This is a genomic window from Holdemanella biformis DSM 3989 (genome assembly GCF_000156655.1).
Lineage (GTDB): Bacteria > Bacillota_I > Bacilli_A > Erysipelotrichales > Erysipelotrichaceae > Holdemanella > Holdemanella biformis.
The window spans coordinates 358,821-375,248 of sequence record NZ_DS996841.1 but is presented as its reverse complement, the minus strand read 5'-3'; the positions used below and the strand labels follow the sequence as shown (position 1 = coordinate 375,248).

Here is a 16,428-nt window from a genome sequence, read left to right as displayed (position 1 = left end):
TTTAGTAAGGGGAAATATGATACTTATAAAGGATCGACACATGTTAGAATCAGAACAGCAAGGGTCATAATCAAACAAGGGAAATATGATACTTATAAAGGATCGACACCCTCTAGAGCCTTCATTAATTTTGTTAAATCTAAATGGGAAATATGATACTTATAAAGGATCGACACTGCTTCTCCTTGAAAAAACAACTCTTTTAATGTTTGTAATGGGAAATATGATACTTATAAAGGATCGACACTAATTGGCACGTATCGCATCATAAAAAACAGAAAAAGGGAAATATGATACTTATAAAGGATCGACACCTGCAAATACCTACAGCTACGATTCTCGGTTTGAACCCTAGGGAAATATGATACTTATAAAGGATCGACACTTTCTCTTCGCCTTCTGGCGGTATATGCGATGAAAATCTATGGGAAATATGATACTTATAAAGGATCGACACTCTACAAAGTCTCCTTCCTTTAGGATACGTTCGTATGGGAAATATGATACTTATAAAGGATCGACACAAGTACTAAAGCATCATATTGTGTATCCCAAAGTTCTGGGAAATATGATACTTATAAAGGATCGACACTTAAAAATATATTCTCCATGATAACAACCAAACTTAGCAATGGGAAATATGATACTTATAAAGGATCGACACCTCTTACCGCTTAGCGGCGTATCCATGAAAGTGGTTCAGGGAAATATGATACTTATAAAGGATCGACACTCGAACAGTATAGAATCTATGATTTAATTGTAGGGGGGGAATATGATACTTATAAAGGATCGACACTTGGATGTGATAATCTGATAAAATCATGCCCTCTATTGGGGAAATATGATACTTATAAAGGATCGACACCAGCAGTTAATTCTGCCAAGCTCTATAGTTTTCCAGGGAAATATGATACTTGTAAAGGATTGATTTATTGAATACTAGAAATAGTATTCTTTTTTTTATGTTCTTTTTAGATTTGTTGGTTAATTTATTGCTTTTTTTCTACATGTAATAGTAGTAAAGGAGTGATAAGTAATGGCTTATGTATTTCATAATCGAAATGAAAATAAAGATAAATATGATGTTTTAGTGAAAGAGGCTCGTAGTGTTCGTAATATGGGTATTTTGTTGACTTTGGGTTTGATTGTTTGTGTGATGATGGTTCCGTTTTCTGTAGTGTCTTTTTGTGTGATTGGTTTTGGTGTGTTGAGCTTAGTGTATTTAATGTATAAACATGGAAATGTGATGAATGAGGCTGGAATTTTGGCTAGTGGAGTAAGTGGAGAAAATAGGGTGTTTGATATGTTGCGTCAATTGCCAAATGAATATGTTGTGGCGACAAATGTTCCTGTTTCTTATGGTGAGAATCGTTCGGAGGTAGATGCTTTAGTGATGAGTCCTTATGGAATGTATGTTGTGGAAGTGAAGAATCATAAGGGTTTAATTGAAGGGGATTGTAGTGATCGTGTTTGGAAACAATATAAAAATAATGGATTTGAAAGAACTATGTGTAATCCTATTTTGCAGATGCGAAACCAGAAGCGTATCTTGTTTGGAATGAATAAGAAAAGAAAACTTTCTGTACCTATTAATGGATTAGTTGTGTTTCCTTCGGCTAGTGATGTGAGTGTGGGTGCAGATGATGTTTTATATGGATTAGAAGATTTGAATTCGTTTGTGATGGAGAAGAATCAGGTTCGAGTGAAGCCTATTGAGTTATGTCGAGTGATCAAGGCATATGGGATTGATTTGAATATGGTAATTTATGATTTGTTTGCGTTTTATAAAAAGAATTGTCCAGAATTGTTAGAAGGGATAGGTGGATAGAAATATGATTAAAAAGATTATTGTTTCAAGTGCATTATTTGGATTAGTTTATGGTTTTATCACAAACTATGGTTCTTTAGTTGGTGAAAATAACTTGAGTTTAATGGATCGTGCCATCATAACACAAATGGATCCTAAGTATGGTTTTATTATGGCTTTATTGGCAGTTGGGTTATATTTAGTGTTTTCTTATGGTAAGTCAGAAAAGTGTATTCAAAAGTTGAGAAAGGAATATTTAGATCAGAATGGATTTGAAAGTGAGGAAGATCTTTCGAATGTTGAATATAGATCGATGCTTGATTATGTGGATAGTCATAAGGGGATGAAGAAGCCTTTAAAGCTTTGTTTGGTTGTTGGAATTGTTTTAAGTGCAATATTTGTAAGTCAACCAGTAAAGTTGGCGTATGATGAAGGTTTAACTTTATATAATGAACAACTTGCACTAGAAGAGCAACGTGCAAAAGAGGCAGAGGCTGCTTATAATGCGCCTTTTCAAGATCAGGTTCTTTATTTAGAGGGATTACCACCTATTAATGTAGTGTCTGGTAATACATTTAAAACAGGGGATGTGAATACATATATTGATACGTATATTCGTAGTCAGCCAGCTGTTTTATTGAATCGTTGTGTTATGATTAATCTTTGTGATGAAAATAATATGAATTATTTTAAACAAACACATGATATGTCTTTAGATGATGATGCGTATGCCTTTGCGAGCAGTGATGATATGAATATATTTGTTCCATTAAATTTAACGGATTATGATCAGGAAACAGTTACACATGAATTGACACATATTTTTGATTATTCTATGGCCAATGGATATACATCGTATATGGGAGTTTCTGTTCGTCAGGATTTTATGAATTATTTTAATGAAAATCCAATGTTGTTTAGAGAATATAGTTCGCATGATCCAGCTGAATTCTTTGCGGATGCCGGGGATTACTATGTGAATTTTCCAGAGAAGTTAAAAGCTAAAAATGAATCGTTGTTTTTTTATATGAATAATTGGATGGGATTATATTAAAATGGTTAGATTTTTGAATATAATCTTGTTTCTGTTGGAATAGAAAGATTATAATAAACTTAAGTATCAAAGGAGTTTATATGTATGGAAAATAATATGGTGGATTCAGTATTTAAGGGCATGTTGAATCCGGAAGTTCATGAACAAGTCGTCGAACTTGAAAATTTATTAAGAAATAGTGGAACAAATCAGATGAGTTTATATATTGAATCGGATGATGTGTTGAAATTGGAGGAGTTTTCTAAAAATGTCATTGAACTTTTGAAGGGGATGAATCTAATTTCTTATCCTGCAAGAAGACCATTGTCTTTATTTTTAAAACAATATTTGATGACGAAAACTATAAATTGTGTTGTGATTGATGCGATTGAAGAAAATGAAATCAATAAGGACAAGTGGGAATTGTTAAAACAAAATTTAAAGGATTCGCATATCTTTACGATTTTTTTAACAACGAAAGAACACGGGGATGTATTACGCAAACAATATTCAAATGATTTCTTTAATACTTTTGATTTTGTGATTCGATTGAAGCCATATTCAATTTCTGAAATTATTTCAGGAGCTGACTATGCCTTGGAAAATAGTGGGTTAACATATGATGAAAAGACTTTTTTACCAGCTTATGAAGAATGGATTCGTACCGTTTATCATAGGGCAGACTTACAAGGAGAAGCTTTTGTAGAAGGCATAATAAAACGTTTGATTCGTCAATCAATGAAACTAAATCAAGATGGAAATGTGACGCCTGAATCGATTCCAGTATATTGGAAAAGAGAATTGAGCGAAGATGTTCAAAAGGATATTGAAGATAAATATTCGAAGTATACAAGTATTAAAACAATTTTGAATCTTGTCCAGACCAATAAAGAGCATGACGCTTCAAGAAATACGTATAACTTATGTATTGAAACGAATAATGATTCTTTAGTTAAAGATTTTGCGAGAGATTACGCAAGACTTTTAAATTCTCAAAATTATGATGTCATTTATTCAACGTTTGTTGAAGAAGTCGATGTTAGAAAATTGATTGAAATGGATAATCTTCAAAATCAACATGGATTGATTGTTGTCAAAGGATTGGATGATTTGGATTTAGAAGAAGAAACTTCAAAAGCTTCTTTAGATTGCTTGTTGGAAAACATTTCAAATTCAAAAAATGATCTTGTGTGGATTGTGAATACAAAATTGGATTGTATTAAGGATAAGTTGGAATCATTTAAATTCATTGAAAAAGCACCTTCAAAAATCAATGTAGATAAACAAGAATGTGATATAAATGAAATCATCACAATTTTAGGTAAAAGTCAATCAAATGAGTTTTCGCATGAAATCTATGTGAATTGGAATGGAAAAGATGAAAAGATTGCTTCTGTTGATAGTGGAAAAAATTCTTTTGAACATGCATATACAATTCCATTAAGTTTTGCGAATGATTTACCGAATCAAACTGAAGGAAAGGTATCCTTTAGATTAGATACATATTATAATGGAGAATTTATTGGCTCGGATACTACTTCAAATATTCGTGTTATTATTCCAGAAACTTATAAATCAGTTATTGAATTGGTTGAAGTTGTGAAGGAAGATGGTTCAAAATTAGATGAATTTGAACCAAATAAAGATCGATTAAAATTCAAAATCCATGTGAATGGATCTTGTGGTGCAACCATTAAATCCATTCAAACTAGTTTAGAAGGCAAGACTTATTTTGGTGAAGAGTTTATTACAGATCCACCTGAGCATGGTGGTGAATTAAACTACAAAGTAGAAATTGTAGATTCAAGAAATCGTGTTACGACAAAAACAGGTAGCATCAATGTCAAAGAAGTTGAAAAACAAGTTGAAGAAAAATTAGATCCTATAATGCACCCAGACTTTTTAAAGGTACAAGAAAAAGAGAATAAATTACAGGAATTGGTAAAAGATATTAAGAGTAATCCAAATGAAAAGAATGTTTTATTATTGGCGATGAGTATAATTTCAAGAGAAAAACAAGTTTCAAAGTATGCGATAGATAATTCCATCAAAGATTTGTTTAATCAAGGAAATGCAGAAGGTTCGTATGTATATCAGTTAGAACCAGTTCCAAAAATGTTGGTTGAAGAATTGGCTAAAAATAATGAAAAGTTAGATTATATATATGCTTTAAATACGTATAAATCAAAAAATACTAAAACGTATTTAACGAATGGTAATGACAAGAGTATATATTATTCAGATGAGTATAAAGAATATACAGCTTTTGAGTATTTTCAGGAGCGATGTTCAAAAATTATCGATAAAGAAGATATAATTGATATTCCTGTAGAAAAAGAAATAAATGATGCAGATGTAAGTATGGCATTATATAATTTTACGACAGAGTTGGTTCAATTAACAAAAAAATATAAAGTGAATTTATATGTTGATCTTCATGGTGGATTCCGTGAAACTGCAACTGTTCTAGATGCCATTTTGATGTTGATAAAGGATATTAATAATATTGAATTGAAAGATGTTTATTCAATAGAATATCCAGATTCAATAGGAACTATTAAATCTGTAAAGAGAACTTCAAATATTTACGATTTTGTAGGTGGTATGCAAGAATTTTTGTCTTTTGGTCGTTCAAATGGATTAATAAAATATGTTGAAGAAGAAATGGAAAAAGAATCTAACGATAATGAATTGCATGAAAAAAATCAAGCTTTAGTAGATGCAATCAACATGTTTTCAGATGGTATTTCATTGAATCAAGCTGGACTATTCTCAGACAGACTTTCAGAGTTAGCTGATAAAGTTAATTGTGTTTCATATGAAAAAAATTTTGGAATAGTAAAACAATTAATTAGTAACAATTATGTTGTTTATATTGATAAAATTGAGAATAAAAATGGGGAACAGAGTCGATATGATCTTTTAGGAATAGAAAGGAACTATCTACCGGCACAATTGAAATGGTGCTTAGACAAGGATTTGTTGCAGCAGACACTAACGTTAATTGAAAGTGTAATGATAGAATCTCTTATTAATGAGGGAATTGTCTCTTATCCGGAAAGAGTAAATGATTTCAAAAAAGCTTTTGATGATTGGGTTAATTTATCACTGTTTAAATTCGAATGCGATGGCCAGGTTAGGGTGGTAAAAGAAGGTACAGTGGAACGCGAAATGGAAGAACGGGATTCAATGTCATATTTTGATGGTTATACAGAATTTTTTTGTGGTATGGATGAAAAATTGGCTGTACAAGGTAAAAGTAAACATGCGATAGAAAATGAAATTCTACGTGAAATACTTGATCATAGAAATTATGGTATGAGTCCTACGAAATACTATGAAAGTTGTAAGTTTTCAATTTATCAAAGCTGCTCAAAAGGGATTAAAACAGGTTATATTGATAGAAGGAATAATAGTGTTAAATATAATAAATATTATTTAAGAACTAATATACCTTTAGTGAAGGCGTTGAGAAATAATAGTGATTATGTAAATGAGTTTTATAAGTTGTTATTTATACATAGAGGTTTAAAGATGTATAGAAATAAAGTATCTCATGCTAATGCTGAAGAATCAATCAGGTTGTCAAAAGACGATTTAAAAAGATGGATTGAATTATATATCGAAGTGTTAGATAAATTGATGAGAGATGCGAAAGTATTATTAAAAAAATAATATCCAAGGAAAGATGATTGTTGAAAAATGATCATCTTTTTTTTGTATACGGTCTATAAATAGTGTTTAAAAATAATTTGAATAAATTTGATTAATTGGTTAATAAAGCTTAAAAAGTGTACATGTAATTATGTACTAAAACCATTATGAAAGAACAATATGGATAGTATAGTAAGAGTGCAAACAAACAGGAGGAAAAGAAAATGAAAAAACATGTTTATAGATATGAAGTACGAGGATTAAGAATTCCTAATTTTATGCATTTGGATGCGTGTATTCAGGGTGGAAATATTTACAAGAATAAGAAGAAGTATACGCGAAAGGGAAAGCGTAAGTTCGATTATAAGAAAGAACTTTTAAATTATTGTTAAGTAGAAGGAAAAATTGATTATGAGTAAAAATAAAATGATGTTTTCGATGATTGTATTTGTGGTTGTATTTTCATTGATGTATGGATATCAAGATATGTTGGTTACGCCAAATCCAAGTGTACTAGATCAAGTATTGATCAATGCGTTTAGTTTTGAGCTGTGTTTTACAGTCGCCATTCTAATTGCACTATTTGTCTATGTTTTGCTCTATCGCAAAGAGGATGATTTAGATTCCTATCGATTTGAATATATTCGTAATCAATTAAGTGATGAAGAAGCAGCAAGAATTGATGGATTGAATGAGGAGGAAAGAAGAGTTGCGTATGAAATTCATTTTAATGATTTTACGTACCAACAAAGATTAGAATGTAGAAATTATGTGAATCAAAAGAAGGTGAAGACAAATAAATTTGCGAAGCTTGGTTTCTTAAGTGCTATTGTATTAGCTCTAACGATTGTTTTAAATCCAACCTATTCGGATTATGTTTTGGCTAAAGAACAATATAATGAGATATTAAGACAACAAGAAGAGGCTTATAACCAAATTGTTGAAGAAGAATATTTATATTATGAAGGATTACCAACCATTCATATTATTCCAGGGAATAGTCTAAAGGTGGGCGATGTACAAAAGTATGTGGATCAATATATTAGAACGCAGCCGCAGTTTTTATTAAATAATTGTCAAATTATTCATATTTGTGATCCAGCCAATTTTGAAAGTATTGTTACATCTAGAGGAATGACATACTCAGATGAACTAGGCACAGTGTACGCATATGCATCTTATTGTGATGGTTCCATTACTTTGCAGATGGATCCAAATATATATAAAGATCAAAAAAGTGCAGTCACTCATGAACTAACACATCTATTCGATTATGCTTCTGGAAATGGATATGTAGTACATGGCATTTCAGATAGTTCAGAATGGCAATATTTGTATCAAAATTACGCGTCTTGTTTAGGAGAGTATGGGGCTTCTGGTTCGGATGAATTTTTTGCGGAGGCAGGCGCTATGTATGTGAATAATCCAAAAGAATTGATGTGGATCAATATGGATATTTATAATTTTATGAATCATATTTATCAAATGTATTAGAAAGAAGGAATAGTAAATGAAAAAAGTATTAGGTTTGATGTTTGTGTTACTTTTCTTTACAGGATGTGCCAATAAAGAAATTAATTATGAAAAACCATCCTCTATAAAAGAAGAAAATTATGCGACATATGCCGAATGGGTAGAAGATGAAATGTTGATGATAGATCATTATTTAGATATTTCAGACAAGGAACTGGCAGACATTAAAAAGGATGCCATGAAAGATCCTGAATATTTTAGAGAATTTGTTAAATCTTTTAATGAACAAATTGAAGGGTTGTTACAAGAAGGAAAGTAGGTGTTACTATATGTTAAATAAAAGCTTGATGATTAAATTATTAATGTTCGCAATGATTTTAGTAGGATGTGCTAGTAATAATATTGCAGAAAATGAAGTAAATGACATCAATGAGAATCCAAAAGTTCAGGATGAAAAAGTTGAAGATAACAACTTATCAACAATAACTGAAAATAATGAAGTGACAGAATATATAGAACAACCACAACCACAAACGGAAAGTGAAACGATTGTTTATGATACACAACCTGTTGATAATACACCAAGCAGTGAACCAGTTGTTGAACAACCACAACCACAAGTATCCGCATGTGATGATACCGTTCCATATGGTGGATATACATCTTGGGGTGAAGTGAATGCGGTTGCACAAGCTGAACTTAATGAAAGAATGATTGCGGAAGGATGGTTTAGTGGAAAATATGATGTATATACATTCCAAACAGAATGTGGAACCATTTATTATACATATGCAGTGATGGAATTCAAATAAAAAAACTGCAACATAAGTTACAGCTTTTATTCATGTCTTAAAGCTTCAATTGGATCTAGATTTGCAGCCTTATAGCTAGGAAGTAATCCAAAAATAATTCCGATTGCCATAGAGAATAAGACGGATAACAACATGGCTGGAATACTAATGGATACAGGAGTGCCATTGAATATTGATATTAATTTAGCTAAACCAATACCTGTTAATACACCTACAATACCTCCAATCGAAGTAAGTACTACAGCTTCAGTCAGGAACTGGAATAGAATGGCTTTTTTTCTGGCACCAATAGCTTTTTTAAGACCAATTTCTTTCGTTCTTTCGGTTACCGTTACAAGCATGATGTTCATAACACCAATACCACCGACTAGTAAGGAAATACCGGCAATCCAAATCAACATCGCATTTGTGGATTTAGAAAGATTTTGAATATCTTTAGCCTGCTTTAATAAATCTTGTGCTTTATATTGAACACTGGAAGAAGAAACATTTGTATTTAAGATTTGAGCTGCTTTTTTTCCTACACGAGTCATATTAGAAGTGGCATCCACCTTTAGTAATGCGTTTTGTGGTTCATCAAACTGATAGAAGATTGGCCAAGATTCACTTGGAACATAGACTTTAGAACCCGTAGACTGATTATATGTACGGTAATCATCAATACTTTCCATTATAGGTTCAAAAGTTTCTTTATCTGCACACACACCAACAATGGTGAATGGTGTTGAAGAAATTTCAATCGTTTTACCAATCGGATCATCTTCACCGAATAGAAGTCTTGCGCTTGTCTCATCGAGTACGGCAACTTGTCTAAATTTCATGTTGTCATCTTCTGTAATGCCTCTTCCTTGTTTGATGGTGAGTCCAGCAATTGAGAAATAGTCTTGATTCACACCCATGATATATCCACCATCTAAAGAAGTGTTATTACGAAAGATGGATTGATTACTTTGTCTAGAACGATACAGGGTGGCACCTTCTACGTGATCAATGTTTTTTAAGGATTCAAGTGTATATTTTGACACAGTTGGAACTCCATTTGGAATACCGGAATCAAAAGAGTATTCCCAATCTTCTTGGTACAACGAAATTTTTACCGTGTTATTTCCGGAGCCAATTAGATTCTTTTCAATTTGATCATTTGTTCCTTTAATTGTAGAAACAATCGCAATGATGGAGGCAATTCCAATAATGATTCCAAGCATTGTAAGGAATGATCGCATTTTATGAGCAAAAATACCTCGAAAGGATAATCTTATGTTTTCAATCATGATGCATCCTCCGAAGATTTTTGGGCCTTCACGCCTTCTTTCGCGTTTTTACTATACGCAAACGCAATATAATCTGTACCTGAAAGTCCATCTTTGATTTCCATCGTATCGCCCCAGACAATCTTTCCAACCGTTACATATTGCTTCTTCAATCTTCCGTGATTTTCTTTAAGAACATAGTATTTACTTCCTTCTTGTTTGACATAAGCCTTAGAAAGCCAAATCGAACTCGTTGTATCTGTATTTGAATGGAAAGTTAATTCTAAATATTCACCAACCGCAATATTTGAGGCATCTTTGGCGATTGCTTCAAAACCATAGTAGCTTACATTTGGATTTCCCGAACCATTATAGTTACTGCTAGAAGAAGGAACTGTATCTACACTTTGAATTTTGGCATCAAATGTTTCTCCGTTTGTCCAACAGTAAGCTGAAACGGTATCACCAACTTTAACTTGGTTTAACATCAATTCACTAATGTTTCCTTTAATATAAGTTCCTTGGCCGGTTGCCACTTCTAAAAAGGCACTGCCATCTTGAATAGGATTTGATAGATCTTTTATATTACGCACAATACCACTGCGCTTTGCACGAACGATGCCGTCATTTAATAAAGCTTTATTTTCATTTAATGAAAGCTTTGCCTTTCTTAAATCTAAATCTAACGTCTTTAATGCTTGTTTCTTATCACGAATGGCTTTCGCAAGTTCTATTTCTGTATAACCTGATGTATTATCTGGACTTTGATTTTGTTCGGTCTCTATATACTTTTGTTCTTCTTTCGTATGTGAAATCACCGAATACATATCGCCTTCATTCATAGATTGTTTAGTGGCAAACTTGTCACAACGAACAAGCCATGAAGAACTGATTTCACCATCATTTGTATACACATCAAATCGAAAATAAGAATTTAGATTCTTGTTGTCTAAAAATAGTTTTCCATACACAAATCCCTGGCCTTCACTTAACTTGAACACATAGGGATTCTTTTTGGTTCCAACTGTAGAAATGTCTTCATAAGGAATCTTTTGTTTGTCACTATAATACTCAACAACATCCTTTGAATCATACGCATTGTTTGAACCATCTGTATATGTATATTCGATCCAATACCAACATGTATTATCCGGTGTTTTTTTAACTCTTTCTTCTTTCCATGCATCCACATCTTCTTTAGGTCCTTTTTCAGGCGCGTCACTTTCTGTATTTGTATAATAGATCTTATAGTCTGTAAAATTCTTTTCGGCTTGGGATAAAGAAAGAATATATGGATATAAGCCATTTCCATTTTTTGTAGGAACACTAGGCAACGGTGCAGGTGTAGGATCTGGTACATCTGGCTCAGGCGTTACATCTGGAACAGGCGTTGTATTTAATAATTTCTTTAATTCATGATTGGCAAGTGTAATCGCATTTTGTGCTTTTTCCACTTCCAATTGACTCGTATCCACTGCACTTTGAAGTGTCGTTAAATCATAGGATAACAATGGATCGCCTACACTTACTTGTTGCCCTTCTTTGACAAAGACTTGTGTGATTGTTTTAGAAGAATCATATAAAACCGATTGTGTATCACTATTGGATACAAGACCTGTTGAAGTGGATGGATTATCCCAATAGCCTGTATTTAAGCTGGATACAGAATGAACCTCAATCGTATTGGACAAGCTTAAGTAAAACTTAATTCCAACTAAGGTAAATGCGCATACAGAAGTAATAATAATTCCTTTTTTTATAGAAGGTTTCATGCTGCACCTCCTTGTTTATTTTCAATGATTTCTCCATCAATGATATGAAGAATCTTTTTTGCATGACTTGCCACACTGGCATCATGCGTAATCATAATGATTGTCACACCTTCATCGTTTAAAGCTTTAAACAATTCCATAACTTGTTTACCACTTGCCTGATCGAGTGCTCCTGTAGGCTCATCGGCAAGTAGAATTCTAGGATGATTGATAAGGGCGCGGGCAATCGCAACACGTTGTTTTTGTCCACCGGACAATTGGCTTGGTTTAAAAGTTGTACGATCTTGTAAACCAACTTTACTTAAGGCAACATCCGCCCTATGGTTTCTTTCTTCTTTATGGATTCCTGCATAAATTAAGGGTAAAGCTACATTTTCTTGAGCGGTTTCAGAACTTAATAAATTGAAGTTTTGAAAGACAAAACCAATTTTATTTAATCTTAAATCACTTAATGCATCATCATTCATTTCAGAAATATCTTCATCTTCAAATAGATATGTACCCGTACTTGCTCGATCTAAACATCCAATGATATTCATAAGTGTTGTTTTACCTGAGCCGCTAGGTCCCATAATCGCAACATAATCGCCTTGTATAACTTCAAGACTTATATCTTTTAAAACAGGAACAATCAAGGGTTCTTTTCCATAATTTTTATAAATGTTTTTAAGATTAAGAAGCATTCGCATCACCATCCGTTTCCGTTTGATATTCCGTCGTTGTCTTCATACCTTCCTTATATGTATTATCAGCCCATGCGATATAGTCATCCTCGCTTAGTCCTGACTTGATTTTTGTGGTAGATGTTTCTTCATCCGTTTTACCAAGTTCTACTTTTCTTTTCGTTAATTTACCTTTTTCAGAAACCCATACATATGAATTTCCATTGTCATCCGAAACAATAAAACTCGCATCTAACCAAATTCCTTTTTTCTTTGTGGATTGTCCATTATCCACTTCAATATAGACGTGTTGTCCAAGTTTTAAGCCTTTATTATTGTCTAAAGTGACATAGAAAGGATATTTGGATGCTGATTCATTTGAATCATTTCCATAAACGTTATTGTTAGAATTGGATTGAGGTTCTGTTTCCACTTTTGTCACTGTACCTTTATAAATTTGATCTTCATTTATACGACTTCTTACAATCACATTTGTTCCTTCAGAAATAGATCCCATTTCACTAATAGAGCCTTTTACTCTAAAATCTGAAGTTTGTGTAATCGACACCAATGGCTTTTTGTTTCCACTTTCATCCGTTCCACCATCTTTATTGACTTCTTTAATAATTCCATCAATTGTTGAAAGAACAGTCGAATTTTTGATTTGTTTGTTCAACTGATCAATTTCAGTCTGTGTGGCCTTGATTGTATTTTGAGCCTGGCGAATCGCATAACTTGCATCGTTGATTCGAGCTTGAATCTCAACTTTATCTGCACCCCTATTAAGCTCAGCCTTATAATCTTCAATTGTATTATTTTGAGCAGCGATTTCATTGTTCTGTGCTTCAATATCCAATTTCTTTTGGGCGATGGAATTGGATGCTTCAGTCGTATCATAAGAAAATAATTTATCGCCTTTTCTTACTTTTTGACCAGCTTCAACATACATTTCAGTAATGGATTTATTTCCATCAGAATTGATATCTACAGTTTCTGAGGATTCTACTACACCTGAATATCGGTTTTCCGTATTAGAAGAACCAATGATTGTAGATACTTTTTGAACATAGATGTTTTGGGTGTTACTTCCTTTTGGAAATAAGAAATAGATGCCTATAATGGCAATTAAAATGCATAGTGAGATTAAAATTATAATTTTAGTCTTTTTGTTCATAGATTATTCTCCTGATTTATTATCGTTATATATTCAGTATATCAAATAGTATTATAGAAATATCCTTAAAAATCCTTAAATTATGGTATACTTTAAAGGTTTTTAAAAAGAGAGGGATATTAACAAATGAATTCACTAAAACCGATGTTACTTTCATCGCTGAAAAGCTATGATAAGTCTCAGTTTGTCAAAGATGTGACAGCTGGAATTATTGTCGCTATTATCGCATTACCATTATCCATCGCCTTGGCACTTGCTTCTGGTGTTGGACCGGAAGCCGGAATCTTTACTGCAATTGTTGCTGGCTTTGTCATTTCAGCACTAGGTGGAAGCAGTGTACAAATTGCAGGACCGACCGCTGCATTTGCGACGATTGTTGCTGGAATTGTAGCCCATGATGGAATGGATGGACTTATTGTTGCCACGATTCTTGCGGGTATCTTTTTGATTTTGATGGGACTTTGTCATTTTGGAAGTCTAATCAAGTTTATTCCATTTACCATTACAACAGGTTTTACTTCGGGTATTGCCGTTACGATTGTGATTGGACAATTAAAAGATTTCTTTGGATTAACCTATCCAAATGGAGTAAAGCCTATTGAGACGGTTGAAAAATTTGAAGCTGTGATTAACAATTTTTCTACAATCAATATGGATGCCGTCATAGTAGGTGGAGTATCTTTAGCTATCTTGATTATTGCTCCATATATCTTTAAAAGAATTCCAGGCTCACTTTTAGCCGTTATTGCAGGAATTTTGATGGTTCAATTCTTGCCTTTAAAGGTAAATACAATTGGAAATCTTTATACAATCAGTAATGCATTACCTACTTTACATTTTCCAAGCTTATCATTAAACAGGATTCAAAATGCATTACCGAATGCACTAACCATAGCCGTGTTGGCTGCCATTGAATCATTACTTTCTTGTGTTGTTGCCGATGGCATGATCAATGGTAAACATCGTTCGGATATGGAACTTGTTGCGCAAGGAGCAGGAAATATCGCATCCGCATTATTTGGAGGAATTCCTGCAACAGGTGCTATCGCAAGAACGGCTGCCAATATTAAAAATGGAGGAAAAACACCAATTGCCGGTATGGTGCACTCTATCACATTGGTCATTGTATTAGTTGTTTTGATGCCATATGCCGGAATGATTCCAATGCCTACCATTGCAGCGATTCTATTTATTGTTGCCTATAATATGTGCCAATGGCGCACGTTTTTAAACTTAGTTAAAACAGCGCCTAAGAGTGATGTTATTGTTTTAGTCACTTCATTTGTGCTAACGGTAATCTTTGATTTGGTTGTAGCCATTGAAGTAGGAATGGTACTTGCTTGTTTATTATTCATTAAACGTATGAGTGAAGAAACAAAAGTTAATGGCTGGACATATGTAGATGAGGATACACCCGATGTTGATGAACACCTTCAAAAGCTTCCACTTCAGATTCGTGTTTATGAGATTTCAGGACCCTTGTTCTTTGGGGCAGCTAGTGTAATTGAAGAAATTGCCGTCAAAGATTTTACAACATGCCTAGTTCTTCGTATGCGCAGTGTTCCTGCATTAGATAGTACGGCACTAAACGCATTAAAGGATTTAGTTCAGGTTTGCAAGTCCAAAGGAATCACGATTGTGTTCTCACATGTGAATGATCAACCAATGAAAGTCATGAAAAAGGCTGGTTTTATTGAGCTTGTTGGTAAAGTTAACTTCCAACCAAGTATCAGTGCTGCACTAGATCGTGCTGAAGAAATTATTCATAAATAAAAAAACGCGTTTGCGTTTTTTTAATTTGTTTCAAATAATTTCATCCTATCGGATACAAACTCATTATCATTGATTTTTTGTTCAATATTCTTGTTGAGTGGACAATGTTCTCGTGTCATTGTATAGCTGCTTCCACTAAAATTAAATGTGATGTATTCAAGATTATCAATCAATTTGAATAGAGATACAGAATTGTACACTAGAGCTTTATGTATATATAAGTTTTCATTATTGTACCAATCTGTACAATTATAGTTTATTGTAAGTCCGTAGTTTTCAGAATCAATTTCAAATACATAGCCATATTCCGATAGGGGTAAGGCATTTAGTAAATGGGAAGTATTACTGTTGTCTCCAATATATTTACTTTTATATTTTTTTAGTTGTTCAAATGAACTTTTATCTACATTAAAAGGACTTGTTGGAACGGTATCAATGGTATATTGTTTCTTGTTGTCAATTAAGTAATATTCATTGGGTGTATCGGCATTGATGCGAAATACATTATAGAATGGATTTTGGTATTCAATCATTTTATTGCCATCATCACTAAATACAGTAGTTGTAGTCAGTCGATAGATGGGTGGTTGTTTAAATTGGCTTACACTGGCATAGTCGAAAATAAAGAAGATACTTAAAAGTAAAATGAATAAAATTGTTGAAATCAATCCTTTCTTGAGTAGAGAAGCAATCTTTAATTCTCTAAATATTCCAACTACAAATAAGAACAATCCAATCATAGAATAGATACTGCCCCAACTGCTTTCAGAAGGGAAAACAGTAAATGCGCAAAGGGATATTAAAATACCTATGCCAATAATGAATAATGATATTTTCTTATGTTCATTCTTGATTTTCTTGTCTGTATAATCAATTGTTTGGATTAGGTTTTGTTCAGAATACTCCATGGCTTCTTCTTTAATGATCTCTTCTCCAGCTAAAAGTTCATTTAATGTGATATCTAATTCTTTACTGAGTGGTTCAAGTAAAGATAAATCTGGCATGTAATGTCCGC

General features: G+C 32.9%; 13 protein-coding genes and 1 CRISPR repeat array. Of the genes, 8 read left to right on the top strand and 5 right to left on the bottom strand.

Annotated elements, in window-relative coordinates; all coding sequences use genetic code 11:
* Positions 1 to 9 precede the first annotated feature (9 nt).
* Positions 10 to 934: direct repeats of the CRISPR family, unit length 31 nt; unit sequence GGGAAATATGATACTTATAAAGGATCGACAC.
* Between the two features lie 105 nt (positions 935 to 1,039).
* From EUBIFOR_RS03320 to EUBIFOR_RS03295, 7 genes are all read left to right on the top strand, one after another.
* Positions 1,040 to 1,831, top strand: a complete 792-nt coding sequence (locus EUBIFOR_RS03320; protein ID WP_003864506.1) for a nuclease-related domain-containing protein — start codon at positions 1,040 to 1,042, stop codon at positions 1,829 to 1,831.
* A gap of 4 nt (positions 1,832 to 1,835) precedes the next feature.
* The gene (locus EUBIFOR_RS03315; protein ID WP_003864505.1) at positions 1,836 to 2,864 is read left to right on the top strand and encodes a hypothetical protein; all 1,029 of its coding nucleotides are present in this window, start codon (positions 1,836 to 1,838) and stop codon (positions 2,862 to 2,864) included.
* Positions 2,865 to 2,948: 84 nt separating this feature from the next.
* Positions 2,949 to 6,518 (top strand): DUF859 family phage minor structural protein, encoded by a 3,570-nt coding sequence (locus EUBIFOR_RS03310; protein WP_003864504.1) that lies wholly within the window; start codon positions 2,949 to 2,951, stop codon positions 6,516 to 6,518.
* Positions 6,519 to 6,721: 203 nt separating this feature from the next.
* On the top strand, positions 6,722 to 6,889 hold the full coding sequence (locus EUBIFOR_RS12915) for a hypothetical protein (protein WP_003864503.1): 168 nt from the start codon (positions 6,722 to 6,724) through the stop codon (positions 6,887 to 6,889).
* Positions 6,890 to 6,908: 19 nt separating this feature from the next.
* Entirely contained in the window at positions 6,909 to 7,991 is a 1,083-nt protein-coding gene (locus EUBIFOR_RS03305) for a hypothetical protein (RefSeq protein ID WP_003864502.1), read from the top strand.
* A gap of 16 nt (positions 7,992 to 8,007) precedes the next feature.
* Complete coding sequence (locus EUBIFOR_RS03300; protein WP_003864501.1) at positions 8,008 to 8,289, top strand: hypothetical protein; 282 nt, start codon at positions 8,008 to 8,010, stop codon at positions 8,287 to 8,289.
* Positions 8,290 to 8,299: 10 nt separating this feature from the next.
* Positions 8,300 to 8,782: a hypothetical protein gene (locus EUBIFOR_RS03295; protein WP_003864500.1), complete on the top strand. Its 483-nt coding sequence runs from the start codon at positions 8,300 to 8,302 to the stop codon at positions 8,780 to 8,782.
* Positions 8,783 to 8,808: 26 nt separating this feature from the next.
* On the opposite strand, the gene EUBIFOR_RS03290 is transcribed toward EUBIFOR_RS03295, so the two are convergent.
* From EUBIFOR_RS03290 to EUBIFOR_RS12090, 4 genes are read right to left on the bottom strand one after another with little or no spacing between them, the layout of a single operon-like run.
* The gene (locus EUBIFOR_RS03290; RefSeq protein ID WP_003864499.1) at positions 8,809 to 10,053 is read right to left on the bottom strand and encodes an ABC transporter permease; all 1,245 of its coding nucleotides are present in this window, start codon (positions 10,051 to 10,053) and stop codon (positions 8,809 to 8,811) included.
* On the bottom strand, positions 10,050 to 11,804 hold the full coding sequence (locus EUBIFOR_RS03285; RefSeq protein ID WP_003864498.1) for a biotin/lipoyl-binding protein: 1,755 nt from the start codon (positions 11,802 to 11,804) through the stop codon (positions 10,050 to 10,052). Before EUBIFOR_RS03285 ends, EUBIFOR_RS03290 begins: the two co-directional genes overlap by 4 nt.
* Entirely contained in the window at positions 11,801 to 12,487 is a 687-nt protein-coding gene (locus tag EUBIFOR_RS03280; protein WP_003864497.1) for an ABC transporter ATP-binding protein, read from the bottom strand. Before EUBIFOR_RS03280 ends, EUBIFOR_RS03285 begins: the two co-directional genes overlap by 4 nt.
* A complete protein-coding gene (locus tag EUBIFOR_RS12090) occupies positions 12,477 to 13,640 on the bottom strand; it encodes an efflux RND transporter periplasmic adaptor subunit (RefSeq protein ID WP_003864496.1) in 1,164 nt (387 codons plus the stop codon). Before EUBIFOR_RS12090 ends, EUBIFOR_RS03280 begins: the two co-directional genes overlap by 11 nt.
* Before the next feature lie 126 nt (positions 13,641 to 13,766).
* On the opposite strand from EUBIFOR_RS12090, the gene EUBIFOR_RS03270 reads away from it, so the two are divergent.
* On the top strand, positions 13,767 to 15,413 hold the full coding sequence (locus EUBIFOR_RS03270) for a SulP family inorganic anion transporter (protein ID WP_003864495.1): 1,647 nt from the start codon (positions 13,767 to 13,769) through the stop codon (positions 15,411 to 15,413).
* Positions 15,414 to 15,433: 20 nt separating this feature from the next.
* On the opposite strand, the gene EUBIFOR_RS03265 is transcribed toward EUBIFOR_RS03270, so the two are convergent.
* Positions 15,434 to 16,428 (bottom strand): DUF4825 domain-containing protein (locus EUBIFOR_RS03265; RefSeq protein ID WP_003864494.1); only part of this gene is annotated, 995 nt, incomplete at its 5' end.

Bases quoted from the DNA above. Each gene is read 5' to 3' on its own strand.
- EUBIFOR_RS03310 (WP_003864504.1), top strand. From the start codon at position 2,949: ATGGAAAATAATATGGTGGATTCAGTATTTAAGGGCATGTTGAATCCG.
- EUBIFOR_RS03305 (WP_003864502.1), top strand. From the start codon at position 6,909: ATGAGTAAAAATAAAATGATGTTTTCGATGATTGTATTTGTGGTTGTA.
- EUBIFOR_RS03320 (WP_003864506.1), top strand. From the start codon at position 1,040: ATGGCTTATGTATTTCATAATCGAAATGAAAATAAAGATAAATATGAT.
- EUBIFOR_RS03285 (WP_003864498.1), bottom strand. From the start codon at position 11,804: ATGAAACCTTCTATAAAAAAAGGAATTATTATTACTTCTGTATGCGCA.
- EUBIFOR_RS03315 (WP_003864505.1), top strand. From the start codon at position 1,836: ATGATTAAAAAGATTATTGTTTCAAGTGCATTATTTGGATTAGTTTAT.
- EUBIFOR_RS03290 (WP_003864499.1), bottom strand. From the start codon at position 10,053: ATGATTGAAAACATAAGATTATCCTTTCGAGGTATTTTTGCTCATAAA.
- EUBIFOR_RS03295 (WP_003864500.1), top strand. From the start codon at position 8,300: ATGTTAAATAAAAGCTTGATGATTAAATTATTAATGTTCGCAATGATT.
- EUBIFOR_RS03270 (WP_003864495.1), top strand. From the start codon at position 13,767: ATGAATTCACTAAAACCGATGTTACTTTCATCGCTGAAAAGCTATGAT.
- EUBIFOR_RS12915 (WP_003864503.1), top strand. From the start codon at position 6,722: ATGAAAAAACATGTTTATAGATATGAAGTACGAGGATTAAGAATTCCT.
- EUBIFOR_RS03300 (WP_003864501.1), top strand. From the start codon at position 8,008: ATGAAAAAAGTATTAGGTTTGATGTTTGTGTTACTTTTCTTTACAGGA.
- EUBIFOR_RS03280 (WP_003864497.1), bottom strand. From the start codon at position 12,487: ATGCTTCTTAATCTTAAAAACATTTATAAAAATTATGGAAAAGAACCC.
- EUBIFOR_RS12090 (WP_003864496.1), bottom strand. From the start codon at position 13,640: ATGAACAAAAAGACTAAAATTATAATTTTAATCTCACTATGCATTTTA.